The organism is Schleiferilactobacillus perolens DSM 12744 (assembly GCF_001435585.1).
Classification (GTDB): domain Bacteria; phylum Bacillota; class Bacilli; order Lactobacillales; family Lactobacillaceae; genus Schleiferilactobacillus; species Schleiferilactobacillus perolens.
The window spans coordinates 45,322-64,239 of the sequence record NZ_AZEC01000010.1; the positions used below are offsets into that span (position 1 = coordinate 45,322).

The following is an 18,918-nucleotide window of genomic DNA, read 5'->3' on the forward strand; positions in this document are numbered from 1 at the left end:
GTTACTTACCGTCTTTCTTCTTGGCACCACCGATTACAACCGTTGCAGCGAGGACGCCGAGCAGCAGTACCATACCGATGACGATGAGCCAGCCAGACGTCGCGTTACCGGTTTGCGGGAGGCCAGGCTTAGGTGTCTGCTTGTCGGTCATGACGGCCTTCACAATTTCACCATCCTTAGTAATCTCGAATGGTACGAAGGCTTCGCTAATTTCGTAGCCTTTTGGTGCGTCATATTCTTGGAAGCTGTACTTGCCAGCGGGCAGGTTGCCAAAGGAGAAGACCCCGTTCTTGTCAGTGTGGCCAGATACAACCGTCTTGCCGTTTTCGTCCAGAATATGGATGCCGGTGTTTGGCAGTCTCTTCCCGGTGGAAACGTCGGTCTTAGTCAGTTCGCCTGTGCCTTTAATCAAATCGTTGGTCAGTTCAAAGGTGATAGTTGGTTCCTTGGCGTCAGCTTTGGTCTCGCCAATCTGCTTATCCTTGCTATCAAAGATTGTCACGCCATCCTTTGTGGAGACGAGCTTGAGGGTTTCCTTAGACAGTACGAGGCTGGTAGCAGAAGGCTTGGATTCACGGAGATAGAAGGTGCCCACAGGCAGGTGCTTGATGGAGCCAGTGGAATCCTTGCCGACAGTGATAGTCTGAATGACCTTCTTGTCAGTGTCGAGCAGTTCAAAAACTGCGCCAGCAGCGTTGCCGGTCATCGCGTAGGAGTAGCCCTTACCCGAAACCAGTGTGGCAACTTCATTGATCTTCTTGAAGGCCAGTTCGTTTTCGTGGAGCTTGTTGTCGATCACCTTACCGTCGTTAAGGTCAATGTGCTTGATCTTCTCGTTGTCGGTGGTGTGGAAGTGGAAGCCGTACATGGTGGTATTCAAGTCGTGTTTCTCACCGGCATCAAGTTCCTTGACGTAGTAGTAGCCTTCTGGCAACTGGATTGCGTCAAATTCAGCCTTACCATCTTTGACCGTCGTGGTGGCAACCAGTGATTCAGACGGAATCACAGTTTCGCCAATCTTGGTTTCGCCTTGGGTGAACAAGCCGAAGACCTGACCATTGGCGGCGACGTTCTTGATTTCGGGGAGATTGTCCTTCCAGCCCGTGATGCTTTCTTCCTGCTTGTTGAGCGAAATGTCGAGCTGTTGGAAGTCGTTCTTGGCTTTAAGTGAGGTGGAGGTCACCGTCACTTCTTGCCCGGCATACTTGAGTTCAAAAGCAATCGGATCGGTGTTCATGATGAACCCGTTTGGTGCAAATACTTCGGTTGCAGTGTACTTGCCGAGGTAGAGTTCTGGAGTTTGAATCTGTCCTCGGGCATCAGTAGTGCCGGTAGCAACCACGTCACCCTTGTGGGCGCGAACCGTGCCGTCAGCAGTCGTAATGTCTTCGGCTGCTTTGAACTCAAACTTCGCACCAGCGAGGGCGATGTAGTCGTAGCGGTACTTATACTGGTCACCGTATTCAGTTTCAACCTTTTCGACGGCGACCGGGGTAGCCCCGGTCTTGGTCAAGGTGGCGACACCCTTTTGGGAGAGGTCAGCGAACTTGATGACCACGATGCCGTCCTTATGGCTGCCGTTGATGGTGAACTTGGCTGGTTTCTTAGCCAGTACATAGCCTTCTGGAGCTTGAACTTCTTCGAGCTGGTACTTGCCGTAGCCAAGTGCTTCGGCGGTGATCAACTCACCGGAGTTGTCGGTAGCGAACTTATCAGTCGTACCGGTCTTGTCGGCAGTTGGCTGAACTTCGTACTTCTTGGTCTGCAGGTTCTTAATACGGAAGATTGCACCAGCGCGTAGGACGGTCTTACCGGTTTCAGTATCGACCTTAACTACCCGCAGCTTTTCTTCAATGACCTTGTTTTCGATGCTATAATGTTGGGACTTCTGGGTGCCATCAACTGTGACCGTGAACGGCTTGATGCCGTTGTAGCCCGTTGGGGTCTTGGTTTCAGCTACGGTGTAGGTGTCGTAAGGCAGATCCACAAACTTCACGTACCCTTGGGCATCGGTGAGGGCAGTGCGAACAACCTTACCAGTGGTCTTGCTGGTGACGGTGAACTGCGTGTCCTTGAGCATAACCGACTTAGTGCCTTTGCCTTGGGTTGTCCAGTCGTAGTTCCCGTATTTCAGCAAGTCGAGGTCACCGGTGATGACTTGTTCCTTGACCGTCGTCGTAGCAGTTGCAGTCGTGACGTTCTGACCAGCGTAAGCCAGCTTAAAGGTGTACTTTTGTGGATTAAGCATGTAGCCAGTTGGCGCCTTAACTTCCTGCCAGTAGTAATCGTCCAGTTCCAAACCGGAAACGGACGCGGTATTGTTGGCAATCGTCACTGACTTCACGAGCTTGTCATCGGCCGCACGGTGGAGTTCGTAGACAGCACCGTTAAGGATGGCAGCGCCTTGTGGTTGCTTACCAGTAACGGTGTCAATTTTTTCGATGGTGGCAGTGCCGCGTTGTTCTTGATCAGTCGTATCGACGTGAGCAGTGGTGACCGCGACAGTTTGACCAGCATACTTCAATTCAAACGGCAGCTTAGCCGTATTCAGAATATAGCCAGCAGGGGCTTTTTCTTCAAGCGCATAGTAGCTACCGAGCTTGAGATTCTGCAAGGTGCCTTTACCGTTACCGTCAGTGGTGATTGCGCCAACCCGTGTACCGGTGCTGGTGTAGATCCCATAGACAGCGCCATTAAGTGAGTAGTAGGCATTAAACATGTCGCTACCGAACTCACGCCCAATCTTGGCGAGGGTCACGTTACCAAGCTGTTCTTTGTTGCCAAGAATAACTTCTACGGTTTTGCCGGGTTCAATGGTGACTTCCTTGAGTTCACCCTTATTGATGTAGCCGTTCGGGGCGGTGACTTCGCTGATTTTGATCTTGGTACCAGCTTTGATCCCGTTCAGAGCGGCATAACCGTCAGTACCGGTCGTGACTTCCTTGGTAGTGCCGTTGTATTCAAACTTGAGCTTGGCGCCCGGTAGCGCCTTGTTGGTGTCGGCATCAACCTTCTTGGCTTTCACGTTACCGTTCAAGTTGACCTTGATTGGCAGGCTAAACTCACCGTTGTTGGACAACTTGAAGTTGACAAGCTTCTGTTGTGAGCCTTTCGTGTAGACGAAAGAAGTACCAACGTCAGCGGCCTTCGCAATCGCGTAAGCCACCTTGCCGGATTCCTTCGACTGGGCAGTGGCTGTCAGTGTGAGCTTGTTGCCAGACTTGTTGATCTTGAGGTTCGCGGTGTTGGCGGTTTGCTGAGCGAAAGCCGCGAGCCGTCCGTTAGTGTCAGTCAAGGTGATTGAATCACCAACTGCGAGCGTGATCTGTTTGCTGTTGAACGACGGCTTGCGATTATGCGCGGCGGCCTTATCAAGGATTGCTTTCTTTTCAGACTGATAGGTCTTGTTTGGTGTTGTGAGCAACGAATCGCCGAGCGTTTCCCAAATAATCATCTGGGTCACGGCGTAGTTGCGATTGGTTGGATTTTGGTAGTAGCCGTAGTAAGCAATCTTAGCTAGTTGATTCTTCTTACTGTCGGAGTAAGTGCTGGGGTTGTAACCGGAACCGCTCATATCGAGATCAACGCCGTGCTCCACGCAGAAGGCAACTTTGTCATCCACTTTCTTCATCCACATACCTTCGTCTGTCCAATGAAGTCCATTGAACAAATGCAGGTGCCAGGTGTTGCGCCAGTCTGCCACCTTAGTATTGTTCATGCTGGCAGCAATCGCCATTGAGGTCGGGATAAAGAGCTGAATGAAGATCGCAATTAAGGCGGCGAATACAGAGGTTCGCCGAACTGCTTTCATCAATGTAATTCCTCCATTCTTATTTTTCAGTAGCAGCGTGTGAACTAAGTGCAACAAAAGCGAATCTTAATCACGGTTCAGCAATGAGATTTCGTTATTTTATTTAGAAGATTAACGGGCGACTATTCATCGGTGAATAAACCGGAGGCAAATAAATAACAGAAAATAAAAATAGACCGCTCGGACATTGAGGGTCTACGCTTGCTGTTGATATGAGATTTTCTCCAATTTGCACTGTGCAACTTTTATGCTGCTTCCAAAGCGGTTTTTTGTGATATAACTGAGTTCATCGAAATTAAAAAGCCTTTAACAGCGCCCATTTGCGCTCATTCGGCTTTTCAGGGCAACAGAGTGGGAATGACATAGGAACACAGTTGGCAACTTGAACGAAAAATAGGTAAAAACGTTTTTCGAATGTGAACTAATGTAAACAGTTCATTTGGTTTCAGAATAATTTTTGAAAATGTTCAACAAAAGCAGTCCAAACGGGCTGCTTTTGTTGAACACATAAGATTTACTTCGACAACACAGTAGTTTCCAGTTAAGTTCTAAATGTTCAGGATATAACAGTGTACGCAATTGTAAAAATCGGGTATAATTCAGTAGAAAAGTAGTCCGGATATATTCACTTGTCCACATATTCAAAAGAATGGGGTAAAAAGATGGAGACATTTAATTCGGTGTTGGGCATTGCCGCTTCAATATTCAGTATCATTGCAGTGATCATCAGTTGGCGAAACCATAAAGAAATTCAAGGTTTGATCCACGTAAACTTAAAGACGAAGCAACATGCTGATGGAACTAATATTGTTCAACAAAATGGTGCGATTAATCAAGGACAGGTGAATGATAATGGCGGGAAATCGAATTAATCAATCTGCTAAAAATAGTGAGAATGTCGTACAACAAAATGGTGAGTTTAACTTCAATAATTCGACAATGAACTTTAATTTTGAAGAAACCATTTTGACCCCCTCTGATGTGTACAAGCTTTTAATGCTGACAATCAATTCATCACTCACGCGTTCTGGAAAACTTGTTAATACAGTTCCGGCTGGATTCAAGGACAAGCTCATTTATAATCATGTTGTGTGATATCAGCATATCTTAATTAAGCCATCTAATCAAATGTTTGTAATCGAGAAAGTTGTTGAAGACATGCCAGACAGTGTACCGCTGATGGAGATGCTTAATGAATTATTCTATCTGAATGCTACTTATAATGGCTCTGACTTGGTTGTCGGGAATGGCGATGAACAACTTATAAAAATCATCGATACTTTAAAACGAACAATTCAACTGGACCCAGATTTTAAGTTGTCAGAAATTTCTGTTGAGAAGCTTAATATGTACGTTAACGGACTCGTAAGCTATGGTATCATGAAATGCAAAGTATTAATAAATCCAAATCAAGGAGATGAGGGTAATGCTGTTATTGGATCTAAATAAGGCACCACAGGACACCGTGTATTACCTCTCGGCCGTTGTAGAAGAAATTTTATCAATTGATTCCGGTCTTGACTATTCGTCATTAATGAACAAGTTAAATGATCAATTACGTATGAATGTTAATCCAACGTTTTTTAATCTTGCACTCAGTTTTTTGTATTTACTCGATAAAATTGTAATTAACGAGAGAGGCGAATTGTATGTACATCAAGAACCTAAAAATCATAAATTTTAGTGACAAGTATGTGCTCCAGAATATTGATTTTCATGATGGAGTTAATTTTGTTGTAGACACAGAATCATCTGGAAAACACAACAAAGTTGGTAAAACCACGTTTCTTAAGCTTATCGATATTGCAATGGGCGCGCAGGAAAGAGACCGATTATATTTTGATCCGGAAACGAATAGTACAGAAGAAGAACTGGAACGCTATATTATTGACAATCAGGCGAATGCTGAATTGACAATTGTTGATGATATTAATCATCCTAAAGCTATGCATACACTCAGAGTTGGACTTTTTAAGCGTGGACACTATTTTATTGATGGAAAACAGATAAAACAATCTGCTTATCGTATTGAACTGAATAAGATACTGTTCAATACACAAGATAAACATCCGACGTTTCGTCAATTAATAAGTTCATTTGTGAGAATCACGATGTCGGGTGATACCGACACGTTTTTGCGCAATTTGCCGCGTGCATCTATTGCAACATACCGATCAGTTTATAACTTTTTGTTTGACATCTCAGATCCAAGTGTCGATGAAAACCGTGGAAATCTTGAAAAACAGCTTAAAATTGTAACTGAGGCTGAGAAACAATTTAAACGTGTACAACAAGCGCATCAACCAGCTGAAATAAAGCAGATAATTTCTTCGTTAGTTTATCAGAGGGATAGACTCAAGGAGCAGATTGATGATATTGTTAGTTTAGAACAGTTTACAAAAAACAGAAAGCACCTTACGACAATAAGAAACAGATACTCCGAATTGACAAACAAAATTGGAAAGCTCAATTATCAATTGGAGCAAACCAAGCGACTTATTGCGCAGACTGTTTCTGATTCTGAAAATGCAATGAGCAATCAACTGACATTGAATTTCTTTGATGAAATCAAGTCACTAATACCCCAGCTTGATAAGTCTTTTTCTGACTTAGTTATTTTCAACCAAAAGCTTTATCAAAATAAAATATAATACCTTCAGGATGTTCAAACTAACATATCTAAGGAAATTGATTCTCTTCGTCATGAACAAAAACTTTTGACTCGTGGTAACGAGGCTCTTCTTGTACTAGTTGCGGATGATCGACTTGATGAATATATGGATCTGACGAAACAACTTTCTCAAAGAGAACAGGAGATAAGTAAGCAAGAACAGCTTTTAGAGTCAATGGCAAAATTTGATCGAGAACGTATTTCTATTAAGAAACAACTAGAATCGTTGCTCGATCAATCTGAAAGTACTGAGGAGACGTATTCCAAAAAAACATCGGCTTTTAACCGTTATTTTACTAATTATGCAGAACGTATTAATGGTGAGCGACCTGTATTGACTTATGTTCCAAACGTCTCGCAATTTCCGTTGCATATTACTGACCTCACTGGTACCAGTACTGGCACCAGAAAGTCTCTGATTGCAGCCTATGATTTGGCATATCAACGGTTTGCCGTTGATGATGACAAACAGGTTCCTCATTTTGTTGTGCATGATGTTCTTGAAAGTATCGAAGGACCTAGTCTTGTTGCGACTACTGAGATTGTACATGAAAGCGGAGTCCAATATATTGTGGCCATTTTGAAAGAAAAGCTAGATTCCTCCGGATTCACTGAGAAACAGCAAGATGACTACGGCCTTGTAAAACTTTCGTCAAACAGTAGACTTTTTGACGATCCAAGGACAAATAGCCACACAATTTGAAGATTGCTTTTTGAAAATGCATCACAATCCTAACAACGATAAGTTTTAACTTTGTTGTGTTTCGTAATTCTGAGTTCTTCATAAGTTGAATCAGGCTTATTAGTTTTATATATTTCAGACTAAGCTATACTTTTGGAAAATTCATCAATTGTATTTTAAATCTCGGTAACACATACTTGGGAAGTTCTTAGTAATCATTGATCTGTCAACGATTCTCGACATTTTCTATTTCTTTTTTCATCGTTATGTGTTTTACTCATAACGATATGAGGGGAATTCACATAACAATCGTCTGTCAGAAGGACAAACGTTTCGGCATCACTTATACCTACGACTCTAAATCCCGCTGGGACGAGGAAAAAAACAGTCACGGAGTACCCGGCGCTTAATTGGCTGGTCGACCCAACCACCGGTGCGATTGTGCCCACTGAACGACGGAACCGGAACGCCAAAGCGAAACTTGTTAAAGTCAACCAGGACTTCTCGCACAAGTATTACGGCGCTACCTATTTGCTTACTCAGCTTGCCGTAAACATGAGTCTAGTCCAAGATTTGAAGGTTTGTTTCGGAGGGCTGGCGGACATGATCCTGTCCATTGCGGAGTATTGGTGTTAGAACCGGGAAACACATTGTATCGCTCTAACCACTGGCAGAACCTGCACGATCATCCCGCAAACCATCCAATCTCTTCTCAATAGAGCAGCGATTTGTTTGACCAAATTACTGATGGCCAAATCCACGACTTCTTTCGCCGGCAAAGCAAGCGGCGTATTCCAGACGAATATTGGGCTTACGACAGTACCTCAATATCCAGCTATTCCCAAGGATTGGCGCAGGTCCGGTACGGCCACAATAAAGAGTACGATCCATCAGCCGAGTTGAATCTTCTGGTCGTCTATGGTGGACAGTCTGGTTTGCCATTCTATTATCGCCAGCTGTCGGGCAGTATTCCCGATGTGAAGACGGTAATTAATCTGTTGGATGATTTAGAAGTGCTGGGAATTGATAAGGCCAAGCTGGTCATTGACCGCGGGTTCTATAGTAAAGTCAACATCGATGCCCTACTGGGCCAACACCTAAAATTGTTGATTGGTATTCAGACCGTTTTTCAGCTGGTACGCACCAATTTATTGGATCATATGGAGGAACTGCAGCAGTTCCAGAACTACGACGATAATAGTGGCGTGTCTGGGATCACCGTCATGACTGAATGGGCCTATGAACAAGTGCGACCCTACAAAAAAGACACACTCCAGATCAAGCGACGGGTGTATCTCCATCTGTACTTCAATAGTGATCGGCATGCCGAAGATGTCCGCCAACTGGATAAACGTCTGGGCAAGCTGTATCACGAACTGCAAGCAGGCAAGCACATTGAAGCTCATGCCAAAGATTACGCCAAGTTTTTTGAGGTCAAGACGACACCAAAACGGGTCCGTCAGGTGTTGCCAAAGATGATGTCATCAAACAGGCTAAGCAGTTCTGCGGGTATTGGATGCTGCTCACCAACGAGAAGATGACCGCCGCGCAAGCCCTACACATTTACCGTTCCAAAGACATCATCGAAAAAGGATTCGGTAACATTAAAGACCGGCTGAACGGCCGTAGGCTGTTAGTTTCGTCCGAGAAGAGTTTGAACGGAAGCTGTTTGTCCAGTTTCTCGGGCTCCAAAAGTGCGGTAAGTACAAGCCGATCAGGATGCAATTTACGATAGCTTTGATATCATAAATCCAGCCTCGTTATGAGTGTTACTGAGATCAAGGTAAAAAGCCGTTCACCAAATGGTCCTAACCATTGTTGAGCGGCCTTTTTAAGAACGGCCTTTATAGAATCTTAATCAGACTCACGACTAACGCGATCACAGCGATTGCCACTTTGTTTGGCGGCTCTCCAGGTCAGAGAATTGGGCATTCATATGCTCACGCATTGCATTAAACTCTCCATCAAGTTTAACGTTAAGCGTATTGAATTGGCCATCAACTTTGGTTGAGATGGTGGCAACTTCTTTGTCTAAAGCGTGAAACTTATCTTTTGCAGCGTATTTCGGGTCCATGTTATCGTCTCCTGGTTTGTGTATCTGTGTTTTTGACAACTTAGCAGTGTCGTTTAGTGGTTGTGGGGGAATACGAACTGAATGAGCTCGATCTGGTTACAGAAAAAGCGTTAAAGTGAACAAACTTTGTCGGATTGTTGGTCGCAGCAGTGGGGAATCATCTTCAACTGATTTTCAAACACCTTACTGCTCAACCCATTCCTGGACAGCAAAGCCCAGCTGCTCTGAGCTCAAGTTGTCAACGCCGATAAAGTCTACCGTGTGGTCATTAGCAAACCATTTTTCTTTCAAGGGCAATAACGTGGTCACATAAGTATCGAAGAACCCACGATCTCTCGTGAGATCATTCTCCTTGTTTCGTCGCAATGTTTTGAGTGACGCTCGTAAATACAAGATTCGTTTTGGAAGAATCTCTTTAAGCTCATTCAGTTCATCGGCCAAAGTGTCTGCCACTGGCCAGTTTAGACCCTTGGATAGTGGAAAATTCAGCGTATGGAAGTAAATTTCCTCAGAGCCAAAATCCATCACGACACATTTTTCGTTCCGATATTTTTTGTAGCGATCCAGCTCGTTCTGGATGAACAAGCGCTGGATTTCAACGTAATCTCCAAAGTTGTTCTTGTCCAACTGTCGATCGTGAATTTCGGCGATGACATGGCGGTTCTCCTCATAGCTGACCGTTGCCTTGGAGCTGTGTTCTTGCAGATATTTCAAGGCAGTCGTTTTTCCCACTGCCATTGATCCCTGTAATGATAGAAAGGTGGTCATTTTTTATTCTTCCTCCTGTGATGCAAAATGACTTTTCGTGGAATACCGGGAAACTCAGAAGGTGATTAAGCTGTCCGTGTACAAGCGGTAGTGCCTATGATTAGTTGCTCTTAGGGCGGGATCATTACTGGCCACATCGATGTCCCTCGATCGCTGGCTAGAATATATATTAGCAAACCTGTTATGTCATGGGAATACGACAGTCTCGTGGAATGTGAGTGCTAACTGACCTGTTCTATCCTGCTCTGAGTGGTCACATGTCGCATTACTTACTTCATCAACAATAATGACCAACCGTGCAAAAAACATCACAGCTGTGATGGATGAATACTAAAACCTTGACGTGATGGAATCTGTTTAACTGCAGCCTTGATGATTGCGATGGAAAAGCAGTCTCAGGTATACTGTTACCGGTGAGTAAGGGCTTTCTCGGAAGCTAAACAAGCATAGCATAGTTTGACGCACCTGGTCTGAGAGAGGGTGGTGAGCCATGACACAACCTAAGATTGTTGAAAAGAAACGGTACGTCCATAAGCCAACCAAAACGGATGAATTGTATTTCGTGATCCAAGTCCCTGAAACTTTTCACATTCAAAACTTGGATGTCTCCGTTCAAAGTGAATACTGGGTACCAGTGAATAAGGATGTCAGCAACACTGCCAATTATCTTCTACCCATCAATGATCCCGACAAAAATACGCGTGTAATTTACGCAGCCTTTCGAAAGGACGCCAACTATCTGACACCATCTGAAATTCGAGACCAGCGTGTGCGAATAGGATTAAGTTTACGGGAACTTTCCCAAATCCTGGGTTTCAGCTATAGCACCTTGTCGGAAATCGAGAATAATAAACGCCTGCAAAACCAATTGCAGGAGACAGCACTGGAAATGATGCTGAACAGGACAGAACTTTACCGATTGTTCAAGAATCGCAGCCATCAGTTGAAACAAAGAATGTCCAAGCAGCAGTATGATCGTGTTGAGACGGCGTTAATAATGGCGATGCCAAAACAAAAGTGAACTCGTACGTGTAGAAAATGCGAGCAGTGATTACCAGGGAAAAACATCATGAGGAAGGGTGGCAAGCAAGATGCCCATGTTGATTCGACCAATGACTGAAAAGGATATTGCAGACATTGATGAGCACTTTACCGAACAAGGTTGGCCCGCCAGAACAGCTGTATTGCAGCGGTATCTGAGCGAGCAAAACTCTGGCCAGCAAAAGGTATTTGTTGCAGAGGTGGAAGGCCAAGTGGCCGGGTATGTGACTTTGCTGCCATTGGCGCTTGCCGGTCCTTTCATTGGTCAATTACCGGAAATCAGTGATTTTAATGTATTTGAAAAGTACCAGCGACGCGGTGTCGGCAGTGCACTGTTAGACGTTGCTGAAAATATGGCAGCACACCAATCTAGTGCCGTCAGTTTGGGAGTCGGACTTCATGCCGGCTACGGTCCGGCACAGCGGCTGTACATCAAACGGGGTTACGTGCCAGATGGCAGCGGCGTTTGGTATCAAGATAGACCGTTACCGATGAATGCCACCAGCTTGAACAATGATGATCTCGTTTTGTATCTCAGTAAAGAGTTAAAGAAATCGACGAGTTGATTTAGCTGATTTGTGTCCAAGTGATTGACTTGGACATAAGAGTGTCCGAGTTGATGTCCGAATCAAAGTTACAGGTAATAAGAAAACGGCACAGCTTCTGGGGGAAAGTACCCCATGAGGCCATGCCGTTTTTGCATAGAGAATTAACGCAACTTAATCGTCCCCACTACCGGCGCAAAATCACCACCGCCAACCATAAAGTACAGCGGCATCTGCGAATCCAAGTCGGTCACATACGCAGCCAGCTCCGCCGTTGATCGCGGCTTTAGCATATACCGCAAATTCTGCACCCGTTGCTGGTCTTCACCCCACAAACCATCGCCGTCAGTGGATGTGCTCAAGGCGGAAGACAACTGATCAGTGGTAGACGTGAAACCCACACCGAGCAATTGTGTGGGATCGGTTCGAAAATAGAGATTTTGAGTCAGATTAGTCATTGTGAAATACACCACGACACCTTGTCCCTGAGTCTTGGCGCTGGTGAACGTAAACTTATAGCCAGGGGTGGTGATGGTTTTTCCTTTGACGTGAATTTGGCTGTCGTCGTAAATCCCATTTGATCGGTCTTCCGTGTCGAAAAGCGTCTCTAGCGGATTCTTAGCTTTCTCAATGGATGATTTGCTCTTGAGACGTTCAGCCATAATCCACCGCATCTGGTTATCTTTGTGTGCATTGGCGGCGTCGCTATCTTTACTCCACAATACCTCGTAATCTTCAGCGTGTTGGCGCAAAATGGGTGGTATTTTCCCACGATAATAGTGATGTCCCAATTCCACCGTCTCGGCACTTAGATACACCTGAAATTCTTGGATGTGGTCGATCACGCTTTCGCCCGTCAATATGTAATGGTAAAACTCGGCGACATGGTCTGCAAATAATTTGAGATCCTGGCCTTCTGGGGTCGTTGACTGGACCAACTGCTTCTGTAGCTGACCAAGGGCCTCTTTGTTCTGCGACATCTCCTTACGGATAGCACCGTTGTTGTCTGATAGCATTGGGTGACAAAAATACGTGACCAAACGCTCAAAGGTGGTGTATTGTGTCCCTGGTTCAGACGCTGCAGGCGGTACTTTAGATGGTTTGCGTAAAGCGGCCTGGGCAGTTTTGTAAGTGACCAACGCATTCATGTTAGTTCTGCCAGAGTTCTCCGAGGTGTTGTATTGCAATACAGAGGCGGTACACAAGACGACCATACTCATGATAAACGCCATGCTGGTCATGGGAAAAAGCGGGAGTGACCCGGTTATCATTTCCCTTTTCTGATCCAGGCTGCGTTGTCGATACCAAGCCAAAAAAGGCCAAACCAGGACGACGGCCATAAATAATGCCATTAAAACTCCGTCCGTAAACCAGTCGAGCACAATCAATCGATTCCTTGGCGGGATCAAGCGGACGACGCGATCAGTATCGGTTAACGGGACCACACTTACCTTGGTCCCTGTTGTGATGACAGAATCTGTACCGACGCCGACTGATTGCCACACCTGGGTCATGTGGTTTCCGTCAAGATAAGCCAACAGTACATAATGGTTGACCAGCCGGAACCGGGGAGAACTCAGGTGGCTTTCTTGATCCAATTTGGCCAGGACTGTCGCGGTCACCTGGGGATTGTTGCGAGTTTGATAAGCCGTCCAAGTCCGCGCAGCGAGTGGGCCAATGACCAACCGAACCACGCTCATAATCATGAAGGCAGCCACAATTCCCCGAGTAGCTTGGCTAAATCGCTCCGCTCGACGCATGAACAGCGCATCGTCTGACCGGCGGAAATGAGGAAGGAGTAATGGGCTTAAGTGTAACAAAGCAATTGCCAGCAAACCGAGGCAAAGCATTCCCTTCCAGAAATTAGTAATGCTCACATCACTATGCGGCGCCTTCAGAGCATTCGTCCGCATAATGCCGCCGCCTTGCAGTTGCCATGCTTGATAGGTATCGCGGTCGATCGTGTACCATTCCTTGCCAACCAAGGCGGCGTGTTCCGTCACACGTCCAGAATCATCCTGCACAGTCGCTACATTTTCGAATGTTTGATTGCGCGGCAAGGGCGGCGGAGCAGCTGGATGAAATGACGCGAAGGTTCCCCAAAGTGCCAAGAGCGCTAGTAATACCCAAAAGATTGTGCTTATCTTCAGCCACTGCGTGGAAAGTTTTTCTTTGCCTGCTTTTTGCATGATTATTCCCCAATTCACAAGCCGTGCAGTTAATTCCAGCCCCAACTATTGATAACTTGATTTTAGCATGAGTGGCCCGTCAATTTGTGTGATTTGAACCACAAATATTCTGTAAGTTACTGCACCAATAAATAATTTTGCGGTGTTGATATCGACACTTTACGAGGTCTCCACGTCATTAAATCACCAATTTAATGCGTGTAGGGATCTTTTTGTCATTGATCAACAAAGCGGGTTGTATAATCGCGTTGATGGAGATGCTAAGAACGTCAAAAATATCCCACATACATAATTGGACTATTCCACAGTCTCTTGTCCACTATAAGGAATCGTAAAATAAGATTTCCCACCATATTTCGTGATACAATTCAGTCGTGGTAATCATGGGAGGATGATGAACGTGCAGAAAAATAATATTTCCCACTATATTTCCCACTATTTTACATTTCTTTTTGCATTATTAATCGTGCTGCTGGGATGGTTCAGAACTGATCAACCAACAAAAACGACAGCCGCCGACGATATTAGTGTGATTGAAAGTGGGCCAGAACGGACGCAGGACTTTTTTGCACCATTTGGTGACGCGACGGTGCAACGCGGTGCCGATGGGCAATGGTCGCAAGTGATTTTGACTCCGGCAATGACAAACAAAGCTGGGGCAGTCACGCTGAATAACCGGTTGGATTTTTCCAGAGACTTTACGCTGCAATACTCTGCTTTGCTGGGCAATGGTAAAGGCGATGGGATGTCGTTCGCCCTCTATCCAGGGCAAATCGGTGCGGTGGGGATGTTCGGCGGTAACTTGGGTGTGGCCGGATTACCTAATGCGATAGGCTTCAAGATTGATACATACCCGAATGATAATGGCAATATAGTAGGGCGGGGTCCAACAATATGGAATTTTGCCCAGTTTGCAGTGGGCCAAGGATTTAGCTTCGATAGAACGATTGATCCTGACACTCGCACGCGGGAGTATGCTGATCAAATGCGAAAAGTAAACCAAGCCGGAGCAGTATGGGGCAACACGGAGGTAGACCTCGGTCAAACCACGCCGTATGGCAGTTTCATTGAAACAAATGGGTATGGTTATTTGAGCACCATGACCAAGAGTAATCCACATCAATTTTTGGGTCTCCCAATGGGCACACAGCTTCAAAATCCAACACCGTCCGTGAAAGCGGTCGGCGGTCAAGTGAACAACGGCCCGGCTCTGATTAATACGAATGGCAACAATTTAACGGACGGGCAGTGGCATGGTATTCGGATTGGTTATGTCGTGCAAGGCGATACCGGCACGATGACTGTCGGGTTATACAAGGATCCCAACAACTTTGCCAGTACGCCACTACAGACATGGAGTACTCAAGTGAACGTCAGGGATATTAAAGACAAGACCAACGGAAAGCCGTATTTTGCGCTAAACATTGCGGGATCCAACGGTCTTTCAGCAGCGAGCCAGGCAGTGAAAAATATTTACATCAAATACACTCCGGAGCCCGGTGGATTTACGACGCGGTATATTGATGAAAACGGCACGAGCATTAAGACCACTGAGGATAAAGGTGATTCCACAACCTTGGATCAAGATTTTACTCAGACCATTGACCGGGTTATCACGAACAAGGTTACCGGTGAAACATTCACCTTTGACTATGCGACTTTAGAAAATTACTCAAAGCCTGGAATTCGAACGAAGTTGAATTTTGACAAAGATGATGGCAAAAGCCAGCTTACTTATATCGGCAAGTTTTTGAATACCTATCAACGTCTGAACGTCGTTTACCGGAAGAGCAGTAACTTTCCGGCCACTTCCTGGTCCATCACCGGCGGCGGCAAAACCGAGACCAGCAAGCAACCAGATAATCAGTTAACAGTGGCCCAAAATAACGAGGTTACTTATATGTACAATATTGCCTTGGATACATTGGCGCCAAACCCATGGACGGGCATCAAACTGACCACGATGATTCCCGCTGGATTGAATTATTCTAACGCCAGTTTAGTGCTGCAAAATGGTAGTACACAAACTTCCACCGCGCCATTGATTTCGAATGTGCAACAGGCAGATGGGCGCAGCTTACTCACTTTTCAATCTGTGGATCTGTACGGAACAGGGACCAGTACGCAGCCGAATAATGCCCAAATTCAACTGAAATTTATGCCTTCAATTCCGCTGATTGGCACGATTGAAACGAGTGCGCATGATACGTATAAGGAAAATACGTCAGATACGCCGAAAGAAACCAGCTATTGGACAAGTCAGCCAGCGACCACGGTGACCAAATTGCAAATTACAGGGACCCAAGGAATTTCCAAGACCGCAATCCCGATGCCTGATCGGGCAAGTAAAACGGTCGCTATTGAACAGAATCAGTTGTTTTTACCACCGAATGTGACGCAGATTACCAGTGCGAAATGGTGGGCGCTGCCAGGTGGGTTGCAGTCAGACGATATCACGATCGCGTCCCCTGGTGAAAACTTGCCGTTTGTGTTGCCAGAACTGACGGATAAGGGTCAAAAGAAGCTGACCGGTAACGACTCTGTTCACGTCGGCATTCTGTTTTCAGGGAAAACTGGCGATGGCAAGACCTTTGACTGGGTCGTGGACTATGAGTTGTTTGAACCACTGACAACCTGGATGCCGGATACCGGCTTGGCCCAAACTGTCGCGACACAAGTTGGTCTGACAAATTCTGAGACGCTTCAGAAATCGACGGTCCGTGATAAATTGACAAGCTTTACCGGGGATGTCTCGCTGTGGACGATCCTTCAGGATCCAACGGGGTTAGAATATGTCGCCAATTTGAAGACTTTCAACGCGCCAGGAAATGCGAACGCGGATGTACAAAAAGCACCGGGCAGTTTTCGACGTTTCTTGACCATGCTGGCAACGGATCGGGGACAGGGCGGGACGCCGTCTAAGGTATTGGAAAGCCTAAATCTATCGGGCTATCCGGGAAGACTTTTGCCCCAGACAGCAGCACACCTGTGGGTCAGTCATTACCGACATTCGCTTCACTGACAGGATTCACTGCGGTCAACGATGGCTTAACCGCTAACCAATTCACGGACACTAGTTCAAGTGATCTGGTGCCGTTTATTACACAACAACAGGGTGCCAAGCTAAAAACAATCAATATTGCAGCGGATGAGCCCGCTGCTGGCACTGCTAATGCAAACAACATTTTGCCGGTACTGACAGGATTAGGTGATCTGACTGTTCAGCAGACGAATATGATTGATCAGAATGCGGTGGAATTGAAGCTCACTCCGGCGCAGAATGATCCAAATAAATTGATTATTTCACCCAGTGACGGAAAAGATATCCGGCAAAAGCTGGCTGCATATGACGTGGGGATAGGGAAATCGGTGGCGCTCAGCGCGGACGATGTTGCCAAAACGCAGGTGGCCTTCTTTGATCAAGGAAGCAGCAAGACTTCTGCCACCAACAATGAGTTGACAAATTGGATAGATTCAACAAATCCCGGATTGCTGAATATGAATTATCAAGACTATCTGAGCAATAGCCGACAAAAGACCGGTCAGGGATATTTACGCCTTAGTTTGACGAAAGGCACAACCAACTATTCACTTTGGCTGCCAGCAGTCATTAAAGGCACAACATACTTAACAGTCACCGGCACTTTGGACTTTGGCCATCGCCGACTGGCACCGGGAAACTATGCTAATAATGGTCACGACGACATGGTTGCGCCAGATCCTGATCCAAACACGGGCGAACCCATCACGATCACCACACTGCACAGACCGAATGACCGGGTAGTGGTGACGGCATCGCCATTCACTGGCGGTCCGTCAACGGTGGATACGTTGGCGCTCACCTTTGGTCAAGGCGGTGTGCAACACAAAGTGCCAGCCAATAGTCTTGGTAATGATGGTGGCGTACTGTTTCCTGAATTAACACCATCGACTTCAATGGTGACAACGCAAACTTACACAGCAGCTCTAAATGTGCCAAGCACAGCAGCAATTGTATCAGGTCAGCCATATAAAGCGACGGTGACATATAGTCTAACGCACGGAATTTGATTTGAAACGAAGATGTCCTAAAGACGACAACATGAAAAACAGTTCGATGGCCGATTCAGACTTTATCGAACTGTTTTGTCGTATTCTGAGTTTTGAAATGCCTATAAGCTTGAAGATTCGGTTAAATTACTTGATATTGTAAATCTTGGTCCCAATTGTTTGAAATTTGGCATCCATGAAACGAAGTGTCACAGGATTGGTATTTTCAAGTTGAAAAATAAGGACACCTTGGGCAGTTTTTCCGGGTAACAGATTATTGTTCATGATGTCCTCCTGTTCTTGAAGGGCATTATTGCCTTCATCATCCATATCATTCATACCTGGGTTGAGATCTTTGTTGGACGTATCGTTTTTTTGGGTAGCATGTACGACCATATAAATGTTCGAGGGATCCATTTCTTTCTTGGAGTTGTTGGTGACATCGGTGTAAATTACCAAATTCTTTTTACCATCGGAAATTGAATCGCGAACTTCGGATTTAGTCAGTTTATACGTCATATTACCAGCATCAAAGACGTCATTTTTGAAAGTCCAATGATTTGGATCGTGGGAAGCAGCGTTTTCTGACTTTGATGTCGCCATACTTGTGGACTTTGTTGAAGAGGTCTTATTTGTGCCTTTTACGGAACTGCTTCTGTTCGGTACTGCAGTCTTCTCTTTTTTCCCTAAACGGTCCTTTTTGAGATTCTCATATGAAACGATCCAACTACCAACAAACGAACGTGATTTCTTGGCAGTGACAGTCACAGTATCACCGATAGTTACATCAGGGTTTTCTGCGCTCACAAAATTTAGATGTTTACCGGTGATCAAATTGTAACCGAAGGCACTTCTGGGTTCAAAACGTTTCACGGTGAATTGAACTGTTTTACCGTCAATTTTTTTACCGTCGTTAAGTGCGTTTTCAAAAGTTGCGGCAGTGTAATCGGGTGACTGTGTTCCAGGATTAGATAAAACAACGATTAGTAACACGATGACGACAACGATTGCAATAATACCACTACCCAACACCCACCACTTCAGGCTTGACTTATTTGACTGTTTATTGGTTCTTCCACTTTTTCGCATCATGAACCCCCCAAAAAAA

Annotated in this window: 16 protein-coding genes; 11 read left to right on the plus strand and 5 right to left on the minus strand. The window is 45.5% G+C overall.

Going from position 1 to position 18,918, the window contains the following annotated elements:
• Position 1: 1 nt before the first annotated feature.
• Entirely contained in the window at positions 2-3,811 is a 3,810-nt protein-coding gene (locus FD09_RS10720) for a SpaA isopeptide-forming pilin-related protein (protein WP_201782876.1), read from the minus strand.
• A 629-nt stretch (positions 3,812-4,440) separates the two neighbouring features.
• On the opposite strand from FD09_RS10720, the gene FD09_RS10725 reads away from it, so the two are divergent.
• From FD09_RS10725 to FD09_RS10750, 7 genes are all read left to right on the plus strand, one after another.
• The gene (locus FD09_RS10725) at positions 4,441-4,683 is read left to right on the plus strand and encodes a hypothetical protein (RefSeq protein WP_157053774.1); all 243 of its coding nucleotides are present in this window, start codon (positions 4,441-4,443) and stop codon (positions 4,681-4,683) included.
• On the plus strand, positions 4,664-4,906 hold the full coding sequence (locus tag FD09_RS10730) for a hypothetical protein (protein WP_057821203.1): 243 nt from the start codon (positions 4,664-4,666) through the stop codon (positions 4,904-4,906). The genes FD09_RS10725 and FD09_RS10730 overlap by 20 nt, the downstream gene beginning before the upstream one ends.
• 33 nt (positions 4,907-4,939) lie before the next feature.
• Complete coding sequence (locus FD09_RS10735) at positions 4,940-5,260, plus strand: hypothetical protein (RefSeq protein WP_157053775.1); 321 nt, start codon at positions 4,940-4,942, stop codon at positions 5,258-5,260.
• Complete coding sequence (locus FD09_RS17105) at positions 5,238-5,495, plus strand: ABC-three component system middle component 6 (protein ID WP_057821207.1); 258 nt, start codon at positions 5,238-5,240, stop codon at positions 5,493-5,495. The genes FD09_RS10735 and FD09_RS17105 overlap by 23 nt, the downstream gene beginning before the upstream one ends.
• Positions 5,461-6,462 (plus strand): hypothetical protein, encoded by a 1,002-nt coding sequence (locus FD09_RS15990; protein WP_083487794.1) that lies wholly within the window; start codon positions 5,461-5,463, stop codon positions 6,460-6,462. Before FD09_RS17105 ends, FD09_RS15990 begins: the two co-directional genes overlap by 35 nt.
• Positions 6,463-6,528: 66 nt before the next feature.
• Entirely contained in the window at positions 6,529-7,185 is a 657-nt protein-coding gene (locus FD09_RS15995; protein WP_083487795.1) for a DUF2326 domain-containing protein, read from the plus strand.
• Positions 7,186-7,892: 707 nt separating this feature from the next.
• On the plus strand, positions 7,893-8,705 hold the full coding sequence (locus FD09_RS10750) for an IS1634 family transposase (RefSeq protein ID WP_235812266.1): 813 nt from the start codon (positions 7,893-7,895) through the stop codon (positions 8,703-8,705).
• Between the two features lie 338 nt (positions 8,706-9,043).
• Here the strand turns inward: FD09_RS10750 and FD09_RS10755 are convergent, their stop codons facing one another.
• Positions 9,044-9,238 carry a hypothetical protein gene (locus FD09_RS10755; protein WP_057821209.1) on the minus strand — a complete coding sequence of 65 codons (195 nt, stop codon included), beginning with the start codon at positions 9,236-9,238 and terminating at the stop codon, positions 9,044-9,046.
• 183 nt (positions 9,239-9,421) lie between these two features.
• Positions 9,422-10,006, minus strand: coding sequence for a deoxynucleoside kinase (locus tag FD09_RS10760; protein ID WP_057821211.1), 585 nt, complete (start codon positions 10,004-10,006; stop codon positions 9,422-9,424).
• A gap of 490 nt (positions 10,007-10,496) precedes the next feature.
• On the opposite strand from FD09_RS10760, the gene FD09_RS10765 reads away from it, so the two are divergent.
• Together FD09_RS10765 and FD09_RS10770 are read left to right on the plus strand one after the other, a co-directional pair.
• On the plus strand, positions 10,497-11,027 hold the full coding sequence (locus FD09_RS10765; RefSeq protein ID WP_057821213.1) for a helix-turn-helix domain-containing protein: 531 nt from the start codon (positions 10,497-10,499) through the stop codon (positions 11,025-11,027).
• Between the two features lie 70 nt (positions 11,028-11,097).
• A complete protein-coding gene (locus FD09_RS10770; RefSeq protein WP_057821215.1) occupies positions 11,098-11,613 on the plus strand; it encodes a GNAT family N-acetyltransferase in 516 nt (171 codons plus the stop codon).
• A gap of 143 nt (positions 11,614-11,756) precedes the next feature.
• Here the strand turns inward: FD09_RS10770 and FD09_RS10775 are convergent, their stop codons facing one another.
• The gene (locus FD09_RS10775; RefSeq protein WP_057821217.1) at positions 11,757-13,781 is read right to left on the minus strand and encodes a hypothetical protein; all 2,025 of its coding nucleotides are present in this window, start codon (positions 13,779-13,781) and stop codon (positions 11,757-11,759) included.
• Positions 13,782-14,181: 400 nt separating this feature from the next.
• Here FD09_RS10775 and FD09_RS10780 point away from each other — a divergent pair, with 400 nt between their 5' ends.
• Positions 14,182-16,803, plus strand: a complete 2,622-nt coding sequence (locus FD09_RS10780) for a lectin-like domain-containing protein (protein ID WP_157053776.1) — start codon at positions 14,182-14,184, stop codon at positions 16,801-16,803.
• Complete coding sequence (locus FD09_RS10785) at positions 16,770-17,831, plus strand: hypothetical protein (protein WP_057821221.1); 1,062 nt, start codon at positions 16,770-16,772, stop codon at positions 17,829-17,831. The genes FD09_RS10780 and FD09_RS10785 overlap by 34 nt, the downstream gene beginning before the upstream one ends.
• A 126-nt stretch (positions 17,832-17,957) precedes the next feature.
• Here the strand turns inward: FD09_RS10785 and FD09_RS16765 are convergent, their stop codons facing one another.
• Positions 17,958-18,899 carry a DUF5067 domain-containing protein gene (locus tag FD09_RS16765; protein ID WP_083487797.1) on the minus strand — a complete coding sequence of 314 codons (942 nt, stop codon included), beginning with the start codon at positions 18,897-18,899 and terminating at the stop codon, positions 17,958-17,960.
• Between the last annotated feature and the right edge of the window lie 19 nt (positions 18,900-18,918).

What these genes read in the sequence shown, in the direction of transcription:
- FD09_RS15990 (WP_083487794.1), top strand. Translation starts at nt 5,461, where the DNA reads ATGTACATCAAGAACCTAAAAATCATAAATTTTAGTGACAAGTATGTG.
- FD09_RS10760 (WP_057821211.1), bottom strand. Translation starts at nt 10,006, where the DNA reads ATGACCACCTTTCTATCATTACAGGGATCAATGGCAGTGGGAAAAACG.
- FD09_RS10765 (WP_057821213.1), top strand. Translation starts at nt 10,497, where the DNA reads ATGACACAACCTAAGATTGTTGAAAAGAAACGGTACGTCCATAAGCCA.
- FD09_RS10770 (WP_057821215.1), top strand. Translation starts at nt 11,098, where the DNA reads ATGCCCATGTTGATTCGACCAATGACTGAAAAGGATATTGCAGACATT.
- FD09_RS17105 (WP_057821207.1), top strand. Translation starts at nt 5,238, where the DNA reads ATGCTGTTATTGGATCTAAATAAGGCACCACAGGACACCGTGTATTAC.
- FD09_RS10720 (WP_201782876.1), bottom strand. Translation starts at nt 3,811, where the DNA reads ATGAAAGCAGTTCGGCGAACCTCTGTATTCGCCGCCTTAATTGCGATC.
- FD09_RS10730 (WP_057821203.1), top strand. Translation starts at nt 4,664, where the DNA reads ATGGCGGGAAATCGAATTAATCAATCTGCTAAAAATAGTGAGAATGTC.
- FD09_RS10775 (WP_057821217.1), bottom strand. Translation starts at nt 13,781, where the DNA reads ATGCAAAAAGCAGGCAAAGAAAAACTTTCCACGCAGTGGCTGAAGATA.
- FD09_RS10735 (WP_157053775.1), top strand. Translation starts at nt 4,940, where the DNA reads ATGTTTGTAATCGAGAAAGTTGTTGAAGACATGCCAGACAGTGTACCG.
- FD09_RS16765 (WP_083487797.1), bottom strand. Translation starts at nt 18,899, where the DNA reads ATGCGAAAAAGTGGAAGAACCAATAAACAGTCAAATAAGTCAAGCCTG.
- FD09_RS10755 (WP_057821209.1), bottom strand. Translation starts at nt 9,238, where the DNA reads ATGGACCCGAAATACGCTGCAAAAGATAAGTTTCACGCTTTAGACAAA.